General features: G+C 70.7%; 20 protein-coding genes. 8 read left to right on the plus strand and 12 right to left on the minus strand.

Annotated features, from left to right (window positions below; all coding sequences use genetic code 11):
* Positions 1-46 precede the first annotated feature (46 nt).
* Positions 47-859, plus strand: coding sequence for a formate/nitrite transporter family protein (locus tag AC1HIL_RS00595; protein ID WP_057590720.1), 813 nt, complete (start codon positions 47-49; stop codon positions 857-859).
* A 10-nt stretch (positions 860-869) separates the two neighbouring features.
* The gene (locus tag AC1HIL_RS00600) at positions 870-2,615 is read left to right on the plus strand and encodes a bifunctional protein-serine/threonine kinase/phosphatase (protein WP_479670913.1); all 1,746 of its coding nucleotides are present in this window, start codon (positions 870-872) and stop codon (positions 2,613-2,615) included.
* A 6-nt stretch (positions 2,616-2,621) separates the two neighbouring features.
* On the opposite strand, the gene AC1HIL_RS00605 is transcribed toward AC1HIL_RS00600, so the two are convergent.
* Together AC1HIL_RS00605 and AC1HIL_RS00610 are read right to left on the minus strand one after the other, a co-directional pair.
* Positions 2,622-3,542, minus strand: coding sequence for a hydroxymethylglutaryl-CoA lyase (locus AC1HIL_RS00605; RefSeq protein WP_296727511.1), 921 nt, complete (start codon positions 3,540-3,542; stop codon positions 2,622-2,624).
* Positions 3,543-3,677: 135 nt separating this feature from the next.
* A complete protein-coding gene (locus AC1HIL_RS00610) occupies positions 3,678-4,583 on the minus strand; it encodes a LysR substrate-binding domain-containing protein (RefSeq protein ID WP_093348407.1) in 906 nt (301 codons plus the stop codon).
* A 137-nt stretch (positions 4,584-4,720) separates the two neighbouring features.
* Here AC1HIL_RS00610 and AC1HIL_RS00615 point away from each other — a divergent pair, with 137 nt between their 5' ends.
* The 5 genes from AC1HIL_RS00615 to AC1HIL_RS00635 are packed head-to-tail and all read left to right on the plus strand — an operon-like array spanning position 4,721 to position 9,586.
* The gene (locus AC1HIL_RS00615) at positions 4,721-5,869 is read left to right on the plus strand and encodes a CaiB/BaiF CoA transferase family protein (RefSeq protein WP_479670914.1); all 1,149 of its coding nucleotides are present in this window, start codon (positions 4,721-4,723) and stop codon (positions 5,867-5,869) included.
* Positions 5,870-5,909: 40 nt separating this feature from the next.
* Positions 5,910-6,824 carry a dioxygenase family protein gene (locus AC1HIL_RS00620; protein WP_413762246.1) on the plus strand — a complete coding sequence of 305 codons (915 nt, stop codon included), beginning with the start codon at positions 5,910-5,912 and terminating at the stop codon, positions 6,822-6,824.
* A complete protein-coding gene (locus AC1HIL_RS00625; RefSeq protein WP_479670915.1) occupies positions 6,821-7,627 on the plus strand; it encodes a citryl-CoA lyase in 807 nt (268 codons plus the stop codon). The genes AC1HIL_RS00620 and AC1HIL_RS00625 overlap by 4 nt, the downstream gene beginning before the upstream one ends.
* Positions 7,624-8,574: a Bug family tripartite tricarboxylate transporter substrate binding protein gene (locus AC1HIL_RS00630; RefSeq protein ID WP_057590714.1), complete on the plus strand. Its 951-nt coding sequence runs from the start codon at positions 7,624-7,626 to the stop codon at positions 8,572-8,574. Before AC1HIL_RS00625 ends, AC1HIL_RS00630 begins: the two co-directional genes overlap by 4 nt.
* Before the next feature lie 46 nt (positions 8,575-8,620).
* Positions 8,621-9,586, plus strand: coding sequence for a Bug family tripartite tricarboxylate transporter substrate binding protein (locus tag AC1HIL_RS00635; protein ID WP_479670916.1), 966 nt, complete (start codon positions 8,621-8,623; stop codon positions 9,584-9,586).
* A 3-nt stretch (positions 9,587-9,589) separates the two neighbouring features.
* Here the strand turns inward: AC1HIL_RS00635 and AC1HIL_RS00640 are convergent, their stop codons facing one another.
* From AC1HIL_RS00640 to AC1HIL_RS00670, 7 genes are all read right to left on the minus strand, one after another.
* On the minus strand, positions 9,590-10,759 hold the full coding sequence (locus AC1HIL_RS00640) for an acyl-CoA dehydrogenase family protein (protein WP_479670917.1): 1,170 nt from the start codon (positions 10,757-10,759) through the stop codon (positions 9,590-9,592).
* Entirely contained in the window at positions 10,756-11,991 is a 1,236-nt protein-coding gene (locus AC1HIL_RS00645; protein WP_479670918.1) for a CaiB/BaiF CoA transferase family protein, read from the minus strand. Before AC1HIL_RS00645 ends, AC1HIL_RS00640 begins: the two co-directional genes overlap by 4 nt.
* A complete protein-coding gene (locus AC1HIL_RS00650) occupies positions 11,988-12,998 on the minus strand; it encodes a Bug family tripartite tricarboxylate transporter substrate binding protein (RefSeq protein ID WP_057590711.1) in 1,011 nt (336 codons plus the stop codon). The genes AC1HIL_RS00645 and AC1HIL_RS00650 overlap by 4 nt, the downstream gene beginning before the upstream one ends.
* A 25-nt stretch (positions 12,999-13,023) precedes the next feature.
* Positions 13,024-13,416, minus strand: coding sequence for a cupin domain-containing protein (locus tag AC1HIL_RS00655; protein WP_093348187.1), 393 nt, complete (start codon positions 13,414-13,416; stop codon positions 13,024-13,026).
* Positions 13,413-14,162, minus strand: coding sequence for an IclR family transcriptional regulator (locus AC1HIL_RS00660; RefSeq protein ID WP_479670919.1), 750 nt, complete (start codon positions 14,160-14,162; stop codon positions 13,413-13,415). Before AC1HIL_RS00660 ends, AC1HIL_RS00655 begins: the two co-directional genes overlap by 4 nt.
* 90 nt (positions 14,163-14,252) lie before the next feature.
* A complete protein-coding gene (locus AC1HIL_RS00665; protein ID WP_479670920.1) occupies positions 14,253-15,173 on the minus strand; it encodes a 2-hydroxyacid dehydrogenase in 921 nt (306 codons plus the stop codon).
* A gap of 54 nt (positions 15,174-15,227) precedes the next feature.
* Positions 15,228-15,617: a hypothetical protein gene (locus AC1HIL_RS00670; RefSeq protein ID WP_057590707.1), complete on the minus strand. Its 390-nt coding sequence runs from the start codon at positions 15,615-15,617 to the stop codon at positions 15,228-15,230.
* Positions 15,618-15,726: 109 nt separating this feature from the next.
* Here AC1HIL_RS00670 and AC1HIL_RS00675 point away from each other — a divergent pair, with 109 nt between their 5' ends.
* A complete protein-coding gene (locus tag AC1HIL_RS00675; RefSeq protein WP_057590706.1) occupies positions 15,727-16,041 on the plus strand; it encodes an EthD family reductase in 315 nt (104 codons plus the stop codon).
* A gap of 46 nt (positions 16,042-16,087) precedes the next feature.
* Here AC1HIL_RS00675 and AC1HIL_RS00680 read toward each other — a convergent pair whose 3' ends face one another.
* The 3 genes from AC1HIL_RS00680 to AC1HIL_RS00690 form a co-directional block, all read right to left on the minus strand.
* On the minus strand, positions 16,088-17,068 hold the full coding sequence (locus AC1HIL_RS00680) for a DUF4349 domain-containing protein (protein WP_479670921.1): 981 nt from the start codon (positions 17,066-17,068) through the stop codon (positions 16,088-16,090).
* 131 nt (positions 17,069-17,199) lie between these two features.
* Entirely contained in the window at positions 17,200-19,200 is a 2,001-nt protein-coding gene (locus AC1HIL_RS00685) for an acetyl/propionyl/methylcrotonyl-CoA carboxylase subunit alpha (RefSeq protein ID WP_479670922.1), read from the minus strand.
* The gene (locus tag AC1HIL_RS00690; RefSeq protein ID WP_479670923.1) at positions 19,193-19,864 is read right to left on the minus strand and encodes a DUF4126 domain-containing protein; all 672 of its coding nucleotides are present in this window, start codon (positions 19,862-19,864) and stop codon (positions 19,193-19,195) included. The genes AC1HIL_RS00685 and AC1HIL_RS00690 overlap by 8 nt, the downstream gene beginning before the upstream one ends.
* Positions 19,865-19,924: the final 60 nt, after the last annotated feature.

Raw genomic sequence — 19,924 nt, forward strand, 5'->3', positions numbered from 1 at the left:
TCATCCCCCTTCTTCCCCGGCATTCCATTTCTTCCCAAGGATCCCCATGGCCTATCTAGCCCCCGCCGAGTTCGTCACCAAGATGGTCGATGCCGGCGAATCCAAGCTGCTCATGTCCACGCGCGACACGCTGATCCGTTCGTTCATGGCCGGCGCCATCCTCGCGCTGGCCGCGGCCTTCGCGGTCAGCATCACGGTCAACACCGGCAATGCGCTGGTCGGCGCGATGCTGTTCCCGGTCGGTTTCATCATGCTGTACCTGCTGGGCTTCGACCTGCTGACCGGCGTCTTCACGCTGGCGCCGCTCGCGGTGCTCGACAAGCGCCCCGGTGCCACCTGGGGCGGCGTGATGCGCAACTGGGGCCTGGTGTTCGTCGGCAACTTCGCGGGCGCGCTCACGGTCGCGGTGTTCATGGCGATCATCTTCACCTTCGGTTTCAGCGAGGCGCCCAACGCGATCGGCGAGCGGCTCGGCCACATCGGCGAGGGCCGCACGGTCGGCTACTCCGCGCACGGCGCGGCCGGCATGCTGACGCTGTTCATCCGCGGCGTGATGTGCAACTGGATGGTGTCGACCGGCGTGGTCGCGGCCATGATGTCGACCACCGTCTCGGGCAAGGCGATCGGCATGTGGATGCCGGTGATGATCTTCTTCTACATGGGCTTCGAGCATTCGATCGTCAACATGTTCCTGTTCCCCACCGGCCTGATGCTCGGCGGCAAGTTCACGCTGATGGACTACCTGATCTGGAACGAGCTGCCCACGGTGATCGGCAACCTGGTCGGCGGCCTGAGCTTCGTCGGCCTCACGCTCTACGCCACGCACTACAAGACGGCGCCCAAGCGCGTCGCGGGCTGATCGCGCGCCCATGGCCGCCGGGCGCCCGCCGCGCGTCACGCTGGGCCAGCACTCGCTGGCCGGCGTCGGGTCGGCGGTCAACCAGGACTTCCATGGCGCGATGCTGCCCGAGGGGTCGCTGCGCGCCGCCAAGGGCATCGCGCTCGCGCTGGCCGACGGCATCGGCTCGAGCCGCGTGAGCCAGGTCGCGAGTGCGGCGGCCGTGCGCGGCTTCCTCGAGGACTACTACGCCACCTCCGATGCCTGGTCGGTGCGCCGCGCGGCGCAGCGCGTGCTGGGCGCCACCAATTCCTGGCTGCATGCGCAGACCATGCGCAGCGACGCGCGCTTCGACAAGGACAGCGGCTACGTCTGCACCTTCAGCGCGCTGATCCTCAAGGGCCGCGAGCTGCACCTGCTGCACGTGGGCGATGCGCGCATCTACCGCGTGCACGCGAGCGCGCTCGAGCAGCTCACCGACGACCACCGCGTGCATGTCTCGTCGGTGGAGTCGTACCTGGGCCGCGCGCTGGGCGCGGGCCCCAACGTCGAGATCGACTACCGCTGCTGGGAGGCCGAGGCCGGCGAGGTCTACCTGCTGGCCACCGATGGCGCGCATGCGCACCTCGATGCCGCCGCCGTCAACGACGCACTGGCGCGCTGCGCCGGCGACCTCGACGCGGCCGCGCAGCGCCTGGTGCAGATCGCCCGCGCGCGCGGCGGCCAGGACGATGCCACCGTGCAACTGCTGCGCATCGACGAGCTGCCCGCGCCCGATGCGCCGGCGCCGGCGCTCGAGCGCGAAGGGCTCGCGCTGCCGCCAGCGCTGGCGCCGCGCGACCGCTTCGAGGGCTTCACGCTGGTGCGCGAGATCCACCTGAGTTCGCGCAGCCATGTCTACCTCGCCACCGACGACGCCAGCGGCCGCCCCGCGGTGCTGAAGCTGCCCTCGGTGGACCTGCGCGAGGACGCCGCCTACCTCGACCGCTTCGTGCTCGAGGAATGGGTGGCGCGGCGCATCGACAGCCCGCACGTGCTCAAGGCCTGGCCGCTGGAACGCACGCGCGGCCACCTGTTCGTGGCGATGGAATACGTGGAGGGCCAGACGCTCGCACAGTGGATGGTCGACCATCCGCGGCCCTCGCTCGACAGCGTGCGCGCCATCGTCGCGCAGCTCGCGCGCGGCCTGCAGGCGATGCACGGCAAGGAGATGCTGCACCAGGACCTGCGGCCCGAGAACGCGATGATCGACCGCGCGGGCACGGTCAAGCTGATCGACCTGGGCGCCACCCACGTGGCCGGGCTCGACGACGGCGGCGGCGAGCCGCGCGCGCTCGCGATCGAGGGCACGCCGCAGTACACCGCGCCCGAGTACTTCACGGGCCAGGGCGGCACGGCGCGCTCCGACCTGTTCTCGCTGGCCGTGATCGCCTACCGCATGCTGAGCGGGCAGCTGCCCTACGGGCTGCAGGCTTCGCGCATCCGCGGCACGGCCGATGCCCATCGCCTGCGCTATGTGCCGCTGCGCCAGTTCCGGCCCGAGCTGCCGGCCTGGGTCGACGCGGTGCTGCAGAAGGCGCTGCATCCGCAGCCCGCGAAGCGGCAGCAGGCGGTGTCGGAGTTCGCGCACGACCTGCAGTCACCGGGCGCCGAGTTCCTGCGCGCGCGAGCGCCGGCGCTGATCGAGCGCCGGCCGGTGCTGTTCTGGCAATGCACCACGGTGCTGCTGGCCGTGGCGGTGGTGGTGCTGCTCGGTCTGCGCGCCTTCGGGCGCTGACGACGCTCAGCCCGCGCGCTTGGTGCGGATCGCCTTCGAGGCGCGCGAGTTCGGCTCGCGGCCCAGGGCCTCGCTGATGTAGACGCCGGCGTCGATCAGCTTGTCGAGGTCGATGCCGGTCTCGATGCCCATGCCGTGCAGCATGTAGACCACGTCCTCGGTCGCCACGTTGCCGGTCGCGCCCTTGGCATAGGGGCAGCCGCCGAGGCCGGCCGAGGAGGACTGGAAATTCCACACGCCCAGCTCGAGCGCCGCCAGCGTGTTGACCAGCGCCTGCCCGTAGGTGTCGTGGAAGTGGCCGGAGATCGCGTCGACGCCGAAGTGGGCCAGCGTGGCCTCCATCGCCGCCTGCACCTTGCGCGGCGTGCCCACGCCGATGGTGTCGGCCACGTCGACGCGCTGCACGCCGATGCCCTTCATCAGCTGCGCGAGGTAGCCGACCTTGGCCGGGGCGATCTCGCCTTCGTAGGGGCAGCCGACCGTGCACGACATCGCGCCGCGCACGCGGATGCCCTTGTCGAGCGCCGCGGCCACCACGGGCGCGAAGCGCTCGATGCTCTCGGCGATCGAGCAGTTGATGTTCTTCTGGCTGAAGGCCTCGCTCGCGGCGCCGAACACCACGATCTCGTCGGGCCATTCCTCGCGCGGCGCGGCGATGGCGGCCTCGAAGCCCTTCAGGTTGGGCGTGAGCACCGAATAGCGCACGCCGGCCTTGCGCTGGATGCCGTGCATCACCTCGGCGTTGTCGGCCATCTGCGGCACCCACTTCGGGCTCACGAAGCTGGTGACCTCGATCTCCTCGAGGCCGGCCTCCTGCAGCCGATGCACCAGGCCGATCTTGGTCTCGGCCGAAACCGGCTGCTTCTCGTTCTGCAGCCCGTCGCGCGGGCCGACGTCGACGATCTGGACGCGGGTGGGGAGTTTCATGGCTTGTCTCTGGTGTCGCGGGAGGATGGAAAAGCAAAATCCATTGTCCGGCAGATGGGCCCGGCCTGCCTGGTACACAAGGCGCGGAAGGTAGCAATGCGCGCCACAGCGGTTGCAAATGGTGCCAGTCGTTGGCTAGCCGTCGCTGCGCTCGAGCATGCTGGTGCGGAACGCCATCTTGCGCACGATGGCCGCGAAGGCGCGCGTGGGCGCCGCCTCGCGCGCCTTCGGTGCCCACAGCATGCCGGGCGTGCGCACCGGCGTCGGGCTCTCGAGCCGCACGGTCGCGAGCCCCGAGTTCGGCAGCACCGCGTTGGCCGAGACGATGGCCGCGAGCCGCGTCTTCGCCACCAGGCCCATGATCGGCGCCAGCGTGTTGATCTCGGCCACCACCTGCGGCTCGGCGCCGCAGGAGCGGAAGCACTCGTCGAGCATCTGCCGCGTGGCGAAGCTCGCGGGCAAGAGCGCCATCGGCAGCCGGTGCAGCTCGACCATGCGCAGGCGCTTGCGCCGCGCCAGCGGATGGTCGTGCGCCACCACCAGCACCATCTCCTCGTTGTAGAGCGGCTCGAACTGCAGCGGCCCGGGCTGGGCCGGGCGGTAGGCGATGCCGAGGTCGAGCGTGCCCTGCTGCAGCCGCTGGCCGATCAGGTCGGCCGCGAGCTCGTCGACCCTCACGCGCACGCGCGGATAGCGCTGCTGGAAGCCCGCGATGCAGTCGGGAATGAAGCCGAGGTTGAAGGTGTGGGTGGAGCCGATGCGCAGCTCGCCGGCCGCCTCCTGCGGGTCCTCGCGCAGCGCGCCGAGGCCGCGGTCGATCTCCTGCAGCGCGCGCGTGGCGTGGTGCAGGAAGGCCTCGCCGGCCTCGGTCAGCGCCACGCGCTTGCCGATGCGGTCGAACAGCGGCCGGCCCAGCTCCTCCTCGAGCTGCTTGATCTGGTGCGACAGCGTGGACTGCGTGACGTGCAGCCGCTCGGCCGCGCGCGTGAAGTTGAGCGAGCCCGCCAGGGCGCTGAAGTAGCGCAGGTGCCGCAGTTCCATGGAGGCCTTCCGTTGCGTCGAATGATCGATGCCATCGATGGTATCCATGCAAAACCATCATTGTTAAAAAACGGGCCGCCTGCATAGAGTTCGCTCCCATCCCGCGAGGGCATGACACGACAGCAGGAGACACACGAGTGCACAAGGTCCTCAGCGGCATCAAGGTGCTGGAGCAAGGCACGTTCATCACCGGGCCGGCGGCCGGCATGTTCCTGGCCGACCTCGGCGCCGAGGTGGTCAAGGTGGAGCAGCCCGGCAGCGGCGATCCGTTCCGTTCGTTCCGCGGCGGGCTCTACAGCCCGCACTTCCAGACCTACAACCGCAACAAGCGCAGCGTCACGCTCAACCCCAAGCTGGCCGAGGACGCGGCGGTGTTCGACGAGCTGGTGAAGGACTCGGACGTCTACATCCAGAACTTCCGCCCCGGCGCGGCCGAGCGGCTGGGCGCGGGCGAGACGCGGCTGCGCGAACTCAATCCGCGGCTGATCTACTGCGCCATCAGCGGCTTCGGCCAGACCGGCCCGGCCGCGGCGCGCCCGGCCTACGACACGGTGGCGCAGGCGGCCAGCGCCTTCCTCAAGCTGCTGGTGAACCCGGCCAATCCGCGCGTGGTGGGCCCGGCCGTGGCCGACGCGATGACCGGCTTCTACGCGGCCTACGGCGTGCTCGGCGCGCTGGTCGAGCGCGGGCGCACCGGCCAGGGCCGCAAGGTCGAGGTCTCGATGCTCGAGGCCATGTGCCACTTCAACCTCGACGCCTTCACGCACTACTTCTCCGAGAACGAGATCATGGGTCCGTTCAGCCGGCCCAGCGTCTCGCAGTCGTACGTGCTCGAGTGCGCCGACGGCCTGTGGATCGCGCTGCACATGTCCTCGCCCGAGAAGTTCTGGCAGGGCCTGGCCAACGCGATCGAGCGGCCCGAGCTGTTCCAGGACGCCCGCTTCGCCACGCGCGAAGGCCGCATCGCGCACCAGAACGACCTGATCGCGCTGCTCGACGGCCTGTTCCGCGCGCGCACGCGCGCCGACTGGTGCGCGCGGCTCGAGGCCGAGGACGTGCCGCATGCGCCCATGTACGACACGCGCGAGGCCATGGAGGACCCGCAGGCGCGCCACCTGCAGCTCGAGGTCAGCGCGCCCCATCCCGAGGGCGGCGACTGGCGCACCATCCGCTCGCCCGTGAGCTTCGACGGCGAGCGCGCGCTCGAGGTCACGGCGCCGCCGGTGCTGGGCGCCGACAACGCGGCGATCGTCGAACCCATACGCCGGCGCCTGCGGCAGCGCTGACGCATTCCCACCCCAGAAGAAAAGAACGGAGACAAGCCCCATGACCCCATCGAACGCCGACGAACTGACCCGGGCCGCGCTGCAGCGCCTGGACGGCGCGGCCGACCCGCGCTTCGCGCGCATCATGCAGTCGCTGATCGAGCACCTGCACGCCTTCATCCGCGAGGTCGACCTGCAGCCCGACGAATGGATGGCGGGCATCGAGTTCCTCACCGCCGTCGGCCAGGCCTGCGACGACAAGCGCCAGGAGTTCATCCTGCTGTCGGACACGCTGGGCGCCTCGATGATGGTGGTGATGCTCGACCAGCTGCGCGCCGCCGCGCGCGCCGGCAGGAACGGCGAGGCGCTGCCCGCGACCGAGACCACCGAGGCCACCGTGCAGGGCCCCTACTACTGGGATGGCGCGCCCGAGCTGCCGCTGGGCGCCGACATCGCGCCGGGCGTGCGCGGCGAACCGGCCTTCTACAGCGGCCGCGTGAGCGACACGCGCGGCGAGCCGCTCGCGAACGCGCTGCTCGACATCTGGTCGGGCGACGGCGAAGGCGTCTACGACATGCAGGTCGAGGGCGCGGGCATGGCGGCCCGCGCGCGCATCCGCACCGACGCCGAGGGCCGCTACTGGTTCTGGTCGATCAAGCCCTCGTACTACCCGGTGCCGGTCGACGGCCCGGTGGGCCGCATGCTCGACGGCATGGGCCGCCATCCGAACCGGCCCGGCCACATCCACATGAAAGTGGCGGCCGAGGGCCACGTGCCGGTGACCACGCACCTGTTCGTCGCGGGCAGCCCCTACATCGACTCCGACGCGGTGTTCGGCGTGCGGCCCAGCCTCGTCGTCGACTTCGAGGCCCATGCGCCGGGCCGCGCGCCCGACGGCCGCGCGCTCGAGCAGCCGTACTGGTCCGCGCACTACGACTTCCATCTGCAACCCGCCACCGCGAACGCCCTCCCATGAAAATCGGCAAATCCACCGTCCCGCGCACCGCCATCTGCACCTCGGACGAACACACCATCGTCGTGCGCGGCCAGGACCTCTGCCGCGACCTGATCGGCCGCGTCTCGTTCTCGGACTACTTCTTCCTGCTGCTCACCGGCCGCCGTCCCGATGCCGCCTGCAGCGCGGTGCTCGACGCCACGCTGGTGGCGATCGCCGAGCACGGCCTGGTGCCCAGCGTGCAGGCCAGCCGCATGACCTTCGCGGCCGCGCCCGATGCGCTGCAGGGCGCGGTGGCCGCGGGCATCCTGGGCTGCGGCTCGGTGATCCTCGGCGCCTCGGAGACCGCGGGCCGGCTGTTCGCCGGCGTGGCGGCGCGCATCGACGCGGGCGAGTCGCTCGACGCCGCGGCCGCCGACACCATCCGCGCGCTGAAGGAAGGCCGCCAGGCCATCCCCGGCTACGGCCATCCGCTGCACAAAGCCAACGATCCGCGCGTGGACCGGCTGATCGAGGTCGCGACCGAGGCCGGCGCCGACCTGCGCTACGTGCAGATCGCGCAGGCGCTCGAACGCGCCATCCCCGCCATCGTGGGCCGCGAGCTGCGCATGAACGTCTCGGCCGCGATCCCGGCCGTGCTGCTGGGCGTGGGCTTCCCGGTGGCCTCGCTGCGCGGCGTGCCGATCCTCGCGCGCACCGCGGGACTGATCGCGCACCTGGCCGAGGAGGCCGAGACGCCGAGCGGCTTCGCGCTGTCCTACCAGGCCACGCGCGAGCTGCAGTACGAGGGCGAGCTGCCCGCCGGCTTCGGGAGCGCGGCATGAAGCGCCGCCTGCTGCTGGCCGGCGCGCTGCTGGCCACGGGCGCGGCGCTCGCGCAGGCGCCGGGCGCGGCACGGCCGCTGAAGATCGTCGTGCCCTTCGGTGCCGGCACCTCGACCGACATCGTCGGCCGCATCCTGGCCGACGCGCTGGGCCGCCAGCTCGGCACCGGCGCGATCGTCGAGAACAAGCCCGGCGCGGGTGGCGCCATCGGCAGCGAGCAGGTCGCGCGCGCCGGCGCCGACGGCCAGACCCTGCTGCTGGGCACGGTCGGCACGCACGCCATCAACCCCTCGCTCTACAAGCGGCTGAGCTACCAGCCGCTGCGCGACTTCGTGCCGCTGGGCTTCATCGGCGCCACGCCCACGCTGCTGGTGGTGCCCGCCGGCTCGCCGTGGAAGCGCGTGGCCGACCTGGGCAACGCGAGCGGCAACGTGAACTTCGCCTCGGCCGGCAACGGCACCTCGGGCCACCTGGCCGGCGAGCTGCTCAACGTGCGGCTCGGCAAGAGCTTCATGCACGTGCCCTACCGCGATGGCGCGCAGGCCATGACCGAGCTGATGGCCGGCAACGTGCAGTTCATGTTCTATCACCCGGCCGCGGTGCTGCCGCAGGTGCGCGCGGGCAAGCTGCGCGCGATCGGCGCCTCGGGCGCGAAGCGCAGCGCCGCCGCGCCCGAGGTGCCCACGCTGATGGAACAGGGCGTGAAGGACTTCGACCTCGTCGCCTGGTTCATGTTGTACGCGCCCGCCGGCATGCCCGCCGCGCAGCGCGACCGGCTGCGCGAGGCCACGCGCCAGGTGCTGGCCCAGCCCGAGGTGCGCGAAAAGCTCGCGCAGCAGGGCATCGAGCAGGCCGAGATGAATGCCGACCAGCTCGACGCCTTCGCGCGCACCGAGATCGCCAAGTGGGGCGAGGCGGTGCAGCGCTCGGGCGCGCAGGTGGATTGATCGGTTCGATAAAAAAGAGCGGGACCTCCCGCGACAGGAGACAGACATGCGTACCCGATTCCAATGGCTGGCCGGCCTCTTCCTTGCCCTGGCCTGCAGTCTCGCCCTGGCCCAGGGCGCGGCCTGGCCCGGCAAGCCGATCCGCATCGTGGTGGGCTTCGCGCCCGGCACGCCGCCGGACATCTTCGCGCGGCTCTACGGCGACTACATGGGCAAGCAGCTCGGCGTGCCGGTGGTGATCGACAACAAGCCGGGCACGGCCGGCAACCTCGCCTCCGACACCGTGGCCAAGGCGCCGCCCGACGGCTACACCTTCCTCTACAACCTCTCGACCGCGTTCACGATCAACCCCTACATCTACGCCAGGCTGCCCTTCGATCCGCAGAAGGACCTGGTGCCGGTCGCCACCACGATGCGGCAGGGGCTGGTGCTGATCGCGAGCCCGAAGCTGCCCGCGAAGTCGATCAAGGAATTGCTGGCCGCCGCGAAGGCGAAGCCGGGCTCGATCTCGCATGCCTCCTACGGCGCGGGCAGTCCCTCGCACCTGATCGTGGAATGGCTCAAGGACGAGACCGGCACCGACATGCTGCACGTGCCCTACCGAGCGAGCCCGGTGGCCGACGTGATCGGCGGCCAGGTCGACACGGTGATGGAGCCGATCGCCACCGGCTATCCGCTGATCAGCAGCGGCCGCGTGCAGGCGCTGGCCTATTCGGGCCCGAGCCGGCATCCTTCCATGCCCGAGGTGCCCACGCTCGCCGAGGTGGTGCCGGGCCTCACGATGACCTCGTGGCACGGCCTGTGGGCGCCGGCCGCGACGCCGGCGGCGATCCAGCAGCGCTTCAACGCCGTGATGATCGAGGCCAGCAAGGACCCCGATCTCGCGAAGCGCATCCGCGAGCTCAACAGCGAGCCGCTGGGACTCACGCAGGCCGAGATGGCCGCGGCACTGCGGCGCGACGCGGAGATCTACAGCCGCATCGTGAAGGCGAAGAACATCCGCGTCGACTGACGCTCAGTAGGACTTCGGCAGCCCGAGCGCCTTCTCGGCGATGAAGTTCAGGATCATCTGCGGGCTCACGGGCGCGATGCGCGGGATGTAGCTCTCGCGCAGCAGCCGCTCGACGTGGTATTCCTTCGCGTAGCCCATGCCGCCGAGCGTGAGCACTGCGTTCTGGCAGGCGTCGTGCGCGGCCTCGGCCGCGAGGTACTTGGCGGCATTGGCCTCGATGCCGCAGGGCTCGCCCGCGTCGTAGAGCGTGGCGGCCTTGAGCATCATCAGGTCGGCCGCCTCGAGGTTGGCCCAGGCGCGCGCGAGCGGATGCGCCACGCCCTGGTTCTGGCCGATCGGCCGGCCGAACACGACGCGCTCCTGCGCGTACTGCGAGGCGATGCGCAGTGCCGCGCGGCCGATGCCGATGGCTTCCGCCGCGATCAGGATGCGCTCGGGATTGAGCCCGTGCAGGATGTACTCGAAGCCACGGCCCTCCTCGCCGATGCGGTCCTCCTGCGGCACCTCGAGCCCGTCGATGAACAGCATGTTCGAGTCGACCGCCGCGCGGCCCAGCTTGTGGATCTCGCGCACCTCGACCTTGCTGCGGTCGAGCGCGGTGTAGAACAGCGTGAGGCCCTGCGTGGGCTTCTTCACCTGCTCGAGCGGCGTGGTGCGCGCGAGGATCAGCATGCGGTCGGCCACCTGCGCGGTCGAGATCCAGATCTTGCGGCCGTGCAGCCGGTAGCCGCCGTCGGCCTGGCGCAACGCCTGCGTCTTCAGCCGCGTGGTGTCGAGCCCCGCGTCGGGCTCGGTCACGGCGAAGCAGGCCTTCTCGCGGCCCGCGATCAGCGGCGGCAGGAAGCGCTGGCGCTGTGCCTCGCTGCCGAACACCACCACCGGGTTAAGGCCGAAGATGTTCATGTGCACCGACGACGCGCCCGACATGCCGGCGCCCGAGGCGCTGATGGCGCGCATCATCAGCGCCGCCTCGACGATGCCCAGGCCCGCGCCGCCCTGCGCCTCGGGCATGGCGATGCCGAGCCAGCCGCTCGCGGCCACGGCGCGGTGGAATTCGTGCGGAAACTCCGCGCGGTCGTCGTGCTCGCGCCAGTACTCGGCGGGGAAGTCTTCGCACAGCCGTTCGATGGCCGCGACCAGCGAGCGCTGGTCGTCATTGAGGGAGAAGTTCATTCGCTGTCCTTCGCGGGATCCGGTTGCAGGGTGACGCCGCGCGCGAGCAGCCCGGCGATCGCGTCCTCGGCATAGCCGGCCTCGCGCAGCAGCTCCACGCTCTGCTCGCCGATGCGCGGCGCCGGGCGGCGGATCGAGGCCGGCGTGGCGCCGTAGCGGCCGACCGGCGCGAGCGTGCGGATGCGGCCCTCGCTCGGATGGTCGAGTTCGGGGAAGAAGCCGACGGCGCGCAGGTGCGGATCGTCGAGCAGGCTCTCGGTGCTGTGCAGCCGCGCGACCGGGATGTCGGCCGCCTCGAGCAGCGCGATCCATTCCTCGCTGCCGCGCGTGGCCATCACCTCGGCCACGAACGCATAGACCGCGCCGATGTTCGCGGCGCGCGCGGTGTGGGTGCCGAACATCGGCGAGTCGCGCAGCTCGGGCCGGCCGATCAGCGCGAAGAAGGCCTGCCAGTGCTTGTCGTTGTAGATCAGCACGCCGAGGTGGCCGTCGGCCGTGGCGTAGGGCTTGCGGTGCGCGGCCAGCAGACGCGCGTAGCCGGTGGGGCCCAGCGGCGGCTCGAAGCTGTGGCCGCCGAGGTGGTCGCCCATCACGAACTGCGACAGCGCCTCGAACATCGGCACCTCGACCGCCTGGCCGCGCCCCGTGCGCTGCGCATGCAGCACCGCCGCGAGCAACGCGATCGCGGCCTGCAGGCCCACCGCGCGGTCGGCCAGGGTCACGGGCGCGTAGCGCGGCTCGCCGCCGCTTTGCTGCGCGAACAGCGAGGCCACGCCGGCCGCGCCCTGGATCAGGTCGTCGTAGGCGGGCTTGCCGGCATAGGGGCCGTCTTCTCCATAGCCGAAGGCGCCGAGGTAGACGATCTTCGGGTTGACCGCGGCCACCGCCTCGTAGCCCAGGCCGAGCCGCGCCATCGCCTGCGGCCGCGTGTTGTAGATCAGCGCGTCGCAGCCGGCCGCGAGCCGCAGGCAGGCCTCGCGGCCCTCGGGCTGCTTGAGGTCGAGCACGATCGAGCGCTTGTTGCGGTTGAGGTGCAGCGCCATCGCGCCCATGCCCGCATGGCGCATCGGGCCGACGGCGCGCAGGTTGTCGCCGCCGGGCGGCTCGACCTTGATCACGTCGGCGCCGAGGTCGCCGAGGATCTGCGTGGCATAGGGCCCCATCACCACCGCCGTGAGGTCGAGGATGCGGATGCCCTGCAGCGGGCCGGTGGCGGCGGTCGCTTCGCTCATTCGGGCTGGATCCCCGCGGCCTGGATCAGCTTCTTCCACTTCGCGAGCTCCGCCACCGTGAACGCGCCCAGTTCCTCGGGCGTGCTGCCGAAGGCATCGAAGCCCAGCTTGCTCACGCGCTCGCGGAAGGCCGCGCCGTTGGCCATCGCCGCGAGCACCTTGTTGAGCTTCTGCACCACGTCGCGCGGCGTGCCGGCCGGCGCGAACACGCCGTTCCAGGAGGTGATGTCGAAGCCCTTGAGCTCGGGCGTGTCGGCCAGCGGCGGCAGCTCGGGAAAGAGCTGGGTGCGCTCCTGCGTGGTGACCGCGATCGCGCGCATCTTGCCGGCCTTCACCGTCGCCAGGCCGGCCGCGAGGTCGACCACCATCATCGACACCTGCCCGCCGATCAGGTCGGCGATGGCCGGCGGCGTGCTCTTGTAGGGCACGTGCAGCATCGGCACGCCGCTCATGCGCGAGAGCGTGGCGCCGCTCACGATGCCGGTGCTGTTGCCGCTCGCGTAGCTGAGCTTGCCCGGATGCGCGCGGCCCCAGGCCAGCAGCTCGGCCACGTTCTTCACGGGCAGCTCGTTGTTGACCACCAGCATGAACGGCAGGTTGCCCATGCGGCTCACGGGCGCGAAGTCCTTCACCGGGTCGTAGGGCAGCGACTTCATCAGGCTCGGGTTGGCCGAGTGCGTGGTGTTGGTGGTCATGAACAGCGTGTAGCCGTCGGGCGGCGCCTTGGCCACGAGCTCGGCCGCGATCACGCCGTTGGCGCCCGCGCGGTTGTCGACGATCACCGAGCCCTTGAGCGCCTCGCCGAGCATCTGCGCCGTGATGCGTGCCACCGCGTCGGTGCCGCTGCCGGCCGCGAAGGGCACGATCATCTTGATCGGCTGCTTCGGATAGCCGTCCTGCGCGAAGGCCCAGGGCGCGGCGCCCACGAGGCCGGCGGCGGCGCCGATGGCAATGAAACGGCGGCGCTGCGCCACCGCGACCGGTTCTGTCGCGTTCTTCGTCTGCATGGTGGTTGTCTCCGGGTGGTTGTGGTCAGGGCCGGATCACGCGCTCCGGCGATTCCTCGTAGGGCGGGCTGTAGATCACCAGCACGCGCACCGGCTCGTCGCTCACCACCGTGAAGGTGTGCATCGCGTCGGCCGGAAAGAAACAGCTGTCGCCCGGGTGCAGCTCCTGCCGCTGGCCGCCGACCTCGGCCACCGCGCGGCCTTCGAGCAGGTAGCAGACCTGCTCGATGCCCGGGTGCGCATGCGGCAGCGCGCCCTTGCCCTTCTGGATGTGGCCCACCAGCACCTCGAGCTGCTTCGCGCCCACGGTCTCGGGGCCGATCAGCCGCTTGTTGAGCGTGCCCGTGTGGTTGGCGGGGTGGTAGCCCTCGATCTCGGCTTCGCGCACGAAATAGCGGGGGGCGGTGGGGGTCGTCATCGGGGGTTCTCCGTCTTGGGTTCGATCGCGAGGCAGGCCGAGCGCAGCATCGCGGCGATCTCCTCGATGCGCGCCTCCATGCGGTAGCGCGGGCCGGCGACCGAGATCGCATAGGCCTCGCCGCCGATGCGCAGCGGCCAGGCCAGGCCGATCAGGTCGGGAATGCTCTCGCCGAGGTTGCCGTACCAGCCGCGCGTGGCCGAGCGCTGCAGCTCGGCCTCGATCGCCTCGACCGTGGTCAGCGTGGCCTCGGTCAGCGGCGCCAGCGCCATGCCCTCGAGCAGCAGGCGGCGCGCGTCGGGCGCCAGCGTGGACAGCAGCGCGCGGCCGATGGAGTTGGCGTAGGCCGGGCGCGTCTCGCCCGACTCGGCCGTGTAGCGGATGCTCTGCGGCGCGCTCAGCACCTCGAGGTAGACCACCTGGCCCGCGTCGCGGAACTTGCCGAACACCACCGTCTCGCGCGCCGCGTCGCGCAACTCCTCGAGCGTGGCCTTCACGCGGTCGAGCACCGGGTCGTGCGCCGCGATGACCTGCGCCATCGCGAGCAGCCGGCCGGTCGGGTAGTAGCCCTGGCGCCGGCCGGTCTCGTACATGTAGCCCTGCTCCTCGAGCGTGCGGATCAGGCCCAGGCAGCTCGACACCGGCATGTCGAGCAGGCGCGCCATCTCCGAGAGCGCGAGCGGCTGCTTCTCGCGGGCGAAGAGCTCGACGATCTCGATCACCCGGAAGGCGGTTTTCACAATCATGAAAAGATTTTCATACTTGTGAAAAATTATTGCCCCAGGGTTTCCCCTGCCCGCGGCGCATTCCGGCGGGCGACGGAAGGATTCGTTGGCTCAGTAGCCGCGCACCGGGTCGACCACGCCCGCGATCGGCAGCCCCTGCTCCATCGCGCGGATCTTCCCGGCGATCTGCGCGATCGACTCCTCGCGCAGCGTGCGCGCCGAGCCGTGCGGCGTCACGACGATTCTTGGATGGCGCCAGAAGGCATGGTCGGCCGGCAGCGGCTCGACCTGGAACACGTCGAGCGTGGCGCCCGCGAGCTGGCCGCCGTCGATCAATGGAATGAGGTCGTCCTCGACCAGGTGCGCGCCGCGCGCGATGCTGATCAGGTAACCCTCGGGCCGCAGCTTGCCGAGCGTCTCGCGGTTGAGGATGCCGCGCGTGGCCTCGGTCAGCGGCAGCAGGTTGACCAGCACGCGCGTGGACGACAGGAACTCGTCGAACTGCGCCTCGCCGCTGAACACGCGCACGCCCTCGATCTGCTTGGGCGAGCGGCTCCAGCCCAGCACCGGGAACTCGAACTGCGCGACCGCCTTCGCGACCCGCTCGCCGAGCACGCCCAGGCCCATGATGCCGACCGGGAAGTCGCTGCGCGCCTTGGGCCGGCGGTAGCTCCACTTGCCTTCGCGCGCATCGGCCTCGTAGGCATCGAACTCGCGGAAGTGGCGGATCAGCGTGTGGCACACGTACTCGGCCATCTGCACCGACATGCCCGCGTCGTCGAGCCGCACGATGCGCGTGCCGGTTGGAATGCGGAGCTTGAGCAGCGCGTCGACGCCGGCGCCGATGTTGAAGATGCCGCGCAGCGCGGGCTGCTCGTCGATGAACTGCTGCGGCGGCGCCCACACGACCGCATGGTCGGCCTGCGGCGCGCCGGGGCGCCAGGCTTCGATCTCGGCGTCGGGCAGTTCGGCCTTCAGGCCTTCGATCCAGGGGTCGGGACGGTTGTCGGTGAGGTAGACGGTGATTCGCATGGAGCGAATCTTAGGGGCGCGCGGCGAACGCCGCCGTCGCCGAGGCGGCCCGCGTCACCACTCGCGCCATTCCTCTGTGATGTCCTCGCCCTCGGTCTCCAGGCCCGCATGGCTCGCGGCCGCGATGATCAGCTCGCACAGGTCCTCGCGCTGGTCGGTCTCGATCAGGCTGCCCTCGCTGTCCTCGTTGAGGCGGTTGAGCTGCAGCACCACGCGCTCGACGGCCGCGAGGATCGCGGCGTCGCGCTTCGCCTCCGAGGCCTCGTCGATCGCCGTCAGCGTCGCGAGGTACTCGTCGACGATCTCGGCGCAGCGGTCGACCTCGGCCTGCGTGTAGCCGGGATCGAATTCGGGATCGTGATCCGGGTCCTCCTCGTCGTTGCGCATGTAGTCGACCATGCTCGCGAGGGTCTTGTCCTTCAGGGCTTGCAGTTCGGGTGTCATGGTTGCGTCACTCGGTGGGTCCAGGGGTCGTACCGATGGCGACAGCCCACGCCTTGTGTGCCCATGCGCCATCTCCTATGCTCGATCGTTCAATCCGGAGACCCTACCCATGATCAAAGTCAGTGTGATGTACCCCTACACCGAAGGCGCCCGCTTCGACCACGACTACTACCGCGACAAGCACATGCCCCTGCTGAAGGCGCGCATGGGCGATGCCTGCAAGTCCTACACCATCGACAAGGGCCTGGCCGGCGGCGCGCCCGGCGCCAAGCCCACCTACGTCGGCATGTGCCACGTGTTCTGCGATTCCGTCGAGGCCTTCCAGGGTGCCTTCGGCCCGCATGCCAAGGAGATCCTCGGCGATGTGAGGAACTACACCGACATCGCGCCGGTGATGCAGATCAGCGAGGTCGTGGTCGGCTGAACGGCCACCCACGCACCCTCGCTTCCCTCGTGCCGGTGCCGCCGCCTCAGGCGGCCCTGGCCTGGCGCCGGCGCAGCCACAGCCGGCGCACGCCCCACAGCACGGGCACCAGCAACAGCAGCCACGGCAGCACCGCCGCCACGAAAGTGATCAGGCTGCCCACGCTCTCGGCCAGCACGCGGCCCGCGTTGCGCAGGGCCTGCGTCATCGGGTTGTAGCTCTCGCCGCCGCCGACCAGCGCGCGCACTGTCGTGAACTGGATCTGGATGTGCTGCTTGCTGGTCTGCTGCTGCAGCACCTTGCGCTGCGTCGCCGAGGCATCGAGCTCGGCCTGGGTGTCGGCCAGCGTGCGCTGGATCTGCAGCAGGTCGGCCATGGTGCGCTTGGTGGTGGTGTCGCGCAGCATGACGCGCAGGCTGTCGCGGAACTCGGTGCGGTTCTTGATGCGCGCCTCGACGTCGATCACCTCGGCGGTCTTGTCCTCGCTGGTGGTGTTGTGCGCCACCACCTTCGCCACGCCCGCGAGGCCGGCCAGCAGCTTCTCGACGTCGGCCGGCTCCACGCGCATCTCGAGCGTGGCATTGCCGGCCTGCTGCGGCGTCTCGCGCAGCAGCGAGGACGACAGCAGCTCGCAGCGCAGGGTGCCGCAGAGGTCGCGCACCTTGCCCCAGGATTCGGCGAGCTGGTCGGGCGCGACCTCGACGTTGAGGTCCTGGCGGATCGCGAGGTAGCGCTGCAGCGGCGCGCTCTCGCCCGCCTGCTTCCCGGCCTGCTGGTCGAGCGACATCGCGGCGGGCGCGGGCGGTGCCGGCTCGGCCATGCGCATGCGCCTGGACTCCATCGCGCCGCCGGCCGCGTAGTTGCCCGAGGGCCGGGCCGCGGCGGCATCGACTTCCGCGGCCGCGTCGCGCCGCTCGCAGGCGCTGAGCGTCAGGGCCGCGGCCAGCGCGAGCAGCAGCATGCGGGGGCGGGCGCCGAGGCGCTGGAAGGGAGAGAACGAGGAAGGCTGCGGCTGGCGATGCGTCATGAAGAATCCTTCAAGAGAAGTGGGCATCGCGGTGATACGGCCTGTGGGCGGCGCCGGGGTTAAAACCGGCGTCGCCATCTGGTAACAGCTTGCAAGCCCCGTGACCGGGGCCGCGGATTCAGGCCGCTGATTCAGGCCGTTGCGGCCATGCGCAGCAGCTCGTCGCCCTCGGCCACCTGCTCGCCCGGCGCGAACAGCAGCTCCTCGACCGTGCCGTCGGCCGGCGCGGCGATGGTGTGCTCCATCTTCATCGCCTCCATCACCGCCAGCGGCTGGCCGCGGCTGACCTTGTCGCCGGCCTTGACCGAGAAGGACACGACCTTGCCCGGCATCGGTGCCGTGAGGCGACCGCCCTCGGCCTGCGTGTCGCCGGCATGGGCGAGGCGGTCGATGGCGGTGATGCGGGTCGCGCCGGCCGCGGCGAACACATGGGCCGTGGCATCGTCGAGGTAGACGTCGAGCGTCTGGCGCTGGCCCGCGAACTCGAGCTCGATCTCGCCCGTGGGCAGGCGGCCGACGACCAGCGGACCGGCCACGCCGCCGGCCTCGAGCCACAGGCTGCCGTCGCGCTTGTAGGTCAGCAGCGCGCTCTGCTCGGCGCCGCGGAATTCGAAGTCGAAGCGGCGCGTGTACTCGCCGAGCGCGCGCCAGCCGTCGCGGCGCGCGAAGGGGTCGATGCTGCCGGCCGGCGCCGCGGCGAGCGCGGTACGCGCCACGGCCGCGGCCGCCGCCAGCGGCAGGCCCAGGGTCTCGCGGTCGAACAGCACGGCGCGCTCGCGCTCGATCAGCGCGGTGTCGAGGTTGGCCTTCGAGAACGACTCGGTGGCCAGCACGCCGCGCAGGAACTGCACGTTGGTCGCCACGCCCACGATGTGGGTCTGCGCCAGTGCCGCGTCGAGCCGCGCGAGCGCCTCGTCGCGCGTGGCGCCGTGCACGATCAGCTTGGCGATCATCGAGTCGTAGAAGGGCGAGATCTCGCCGCCCTCGCGCACGCCGTCGTCGATGCGCACGCGGCTGCGCTGGAAGGCCGTGGCCTGCGGCTTGCGGTAGATGCGCAGGGTGCCGGTGGCGGGCAGGAAGTTGTTGTCGGGGTTCTCGGCGCAGATGCGCGCCTCGATCGCATGGCCGTGGATCCGCAGTTCGGACTGCTGCGCGGGCAGCGTGCCGCCCGCGGCGACGCGCAGTTGCCATTCGACGAGGTCGAGGCCGGTGATGGCTTCGGTCACCGGGTGTTCGACCTGCAGGCGGGTGTTCATCTCCATGAAGAAGAAGTTCATCTCGCCGCCGTCGCGCTGCTCCACGATGAACTCCACCGTGCCCGCGCCCACGTAGTCCACGGCGCGCGCCGCGGCCACCGCGGCCTCGCCCATCTGCTGGCGCATCGCCTCGGTCATGCCGGGCGCGGGCGCTTCCTCGAGCACCTTCTGGTGGCGCCGCTGCACCGAGCAGTCGCGCTCGAACAGGTAGACGTAGTTGCCGTGGCTGTCGCCGAAGACCTGGATCTCGATGTGGCGCGGGCGCTGCACGTACTTCTCGATCAGCACCGCGTCGTCGCCGAAGCTGTTGATGGCCTCGCGCTTGCACGAGGCCAGCGCGGCCTCGAAGTCGGCCGCCTTGTCGACCGCGCGCATGCCCTTGCCGCCACCGCCCGCGCTGGCCTTGATCAGCACCGGGTAGCCGATGCGGTCGGCCTCGCGCTGCAGCAGCGCCGGGTCCTGGTCGTGGCCGTGGTAGCCGGGCACCAGCGGCACGCCGGCCTTCTCCATCAGCTGCTTCGACTCGGCCTTCAGGCCCATGGCCTTGATCGCCGAGGGCGGCGGGCCGATGAAGACCAGGCCGGCGTCGGCGCAGGCCTGCGCGAACTCCTCGTTCTCGCTGAGGAAGCCGTAGCCCGGATGCACCGCCTCGGCGCCCGTGGCCTTGGCGGCCTCGAGGATCTTCTCCCAGCGCAGGTAGCTGTCCTTCGGCGCGCTGCCGCCCAGGTGCACCGACTCGTCGCAGGCGCGCACGTGGTTGGCATGCGCGTCGGCATCGGAGTACACGGCGACCGTGCGGATCGCCATGCGGCGCGCGGTGGCGGCGACGCGGCAGGCGATCTCGCCACGGTTCGCAATCAGGATCTTCTTAAACATTGGACGAGTCTCCCGGAGGATTCTTTTTCAGTTGAAACGCGGGCACGACGCCCGGATCGGGCCGGCCGCTGAAGATGCGGGCGACGCGGGAGAACAGCGCCCTGAGGAAGCGCCAGCTCTTGCGGATCAGCCACACGCTCGCGACCAGCACGAGCACGAACAGCACGAGGAAGACGAAGGGATGCGCCACGGCCAGCCACAGGCCCGCGGGCACCATGGTGTCCTCGACCAGCGAGGCGCCCACGTTCGAGAACGGTTCGGGCGAGGTGTTGATGGCCGCGCGCGTGGTGGCCTTGGCCGCATGCGCGGTGGCCGCGAAGCCGCCGCCGAGCAGCGCCGCCACCAGCGCCATCGCGCCATGGTCGACGCCGAACACGCTGGCCGCGAGCGCCGCGCCCGCGGGGATGCGGATCGCGGTGTGGACCACGTCCCAGAGCGAATCGAGCCCCGGGATCTTGTCGGCGAAGAACTCGACGAACACCATGAAGCCGCTGGCCGCGATCACCACCGGGTGCGCGAGCAGCTGCAGCCCGCCCGGCAGCGGCACCCAGCCGAGGTAGCCGACCAGGCCCGTGAGCAACACCACCAGGTACAGCCGCACGCCGCTGGCCCAGCCGATGGCGGCGGCCAGGGCGAGCAGCTGGGGCATGTCGAGCGAAGTCATGCGGTACGCCGGTCAGAGAACGAAACCGGGAGCGGACAACCGAACGCAGAAGTCGCGAAG

Source organism: Variovorax sp. ISS6, assembly GCF_056523145.1.

Coding starts and splice junctions, on each gene's coding strand:
- AC1HIL_RS00660 (WP_479670919.1), bottom strand. CDS start 14,162: ATGATTGTGAAAACCGCCTTCCGGGTGATCGAGATCGTCGAGCTCTTC.
- AC1HIL_RS00605 (WP_296727511.1), bottom strand. CDS start 3,542: ATGAAACTCCCCACCCGCGTCCAGATCGTCGACGTCGGCCCGCGCGAC.
- AC1HIL_RS00650 (WP_057590711.1), bottom strand. CDS start 12,998: ATGCAGACGAAGAACGCGACAGAACCGGTCGCGGTGGCGCAGCGCCGC.
- AC1HIL_RS00600 (WP_479670913.1), top strand. CDS start 870: ATGGCCGCCGGGCGCCCGCCGCGCGTCACGCTGGGCCAGCACTCGCTG.
- AC1HIL_RS00630 (WP_057590714.1), top strand. CDS start 7,624: ATGAAGCGCCGCCTGCTGCTGGCCGGCGCGCTGCTGGCCACGGGCGCG.
- AC1HIL_RS00685 (WP_479670922.1), bottom strand. CDS start 19,200: ATGTTTAAGAAGATCCTGATTGCGAACCGTGGCGAGATCGCCTGCCGC.
- AC1HIL_RS00680 (WP_479670921.1), bottom strand. CDS start 17,068: ATGACGCATCGCCAGCCGCAGCCTTCCTCGTTCTCTCCCTTCCAGCGC.
- AC1HIL_RS00645 (WP_479670918.1), bottom strand. CDS start 11,991: ATGAGCGAAGCGACCGCCGCCACCGGCCCGCTGCAGGGCATCCGCATC.
- AC1HIL_RS00635 (WP_479670916.1), top strand. CDS start 8,621: ATGCGTACCCGATTCCAATGGCTGGCCGGCCTCTTCCTTGCCCTGGCC.
- AC1HIL_RS00625 (WP_479670915.1), top strand. CDS start 6,821: ATGAAAATCGGCAAATCCACCGTCCCGCGCACCGCCATCTGCACCTCG.
- AC1HIL_RS00620 (WP_413762246.1), top strand. CDS start 5,910: ATGACCCCATCGAACGCCGACGAACTGACCCGGGCCGCGCTGCAGCGC.
- AC1HIL_RS00640 (WP_479670917.1), bottom strand. CDS start 10,759: ATGAACTTCTCCCTCAATGACGACCAGCGCTCGCTGGTCGCGGCCATC.
- AC1HIL_RS00595 (WP_057590720.1), top strand. CDS start 47: ATGGCCTATCTAGCCCCCGCCGAGTTCGTCACCAAGATGGTCGATGCC.
- AC1HIL_RS00610 (WP_093348407.1), bottom strand. CDS start 4,583: ATGGAACTGCGGCACCTGCGCTACTTCAGCGCCCTGGCGGGCTCGCTC.
- AC1HIL_RS00690 (WP_479670923.1), bottom strand. CDS start 19,864: ATGACTTCGCTCGACATGCCCCAGCTGCTCGCCCTGGCCGCCGCCATC.
- AC1HIL_RS00655 (WP_093348187.1), bottom strand. CDS start 13,416: ATGACGACCCCCACCGCCCCCCGCTATTTCGTGCGCGAAGCCGAGATC.
- AC1HIL_RS00665 (WP_479670920.1), bottom strand. CDS start 15,173: ATGCGAATCACCGTCTACCTCACCGACAACCGTCCCGACCCCTGGATC.
- AC1HIL_RS00670 (WP_057590707.1), bottom strand. CDS start 15,617: ATGACACCCGAACTGCAAGCCCTGAAGGACAAGACCCTCGCGAGCATG.
- AC1HIL_RS00675 (WP_057590706.1), top strand. CDS start 15,727: ATGATCAAAGTCAGTGTGATGTACCCCTACACCGAAGGCGCCCGCTTC.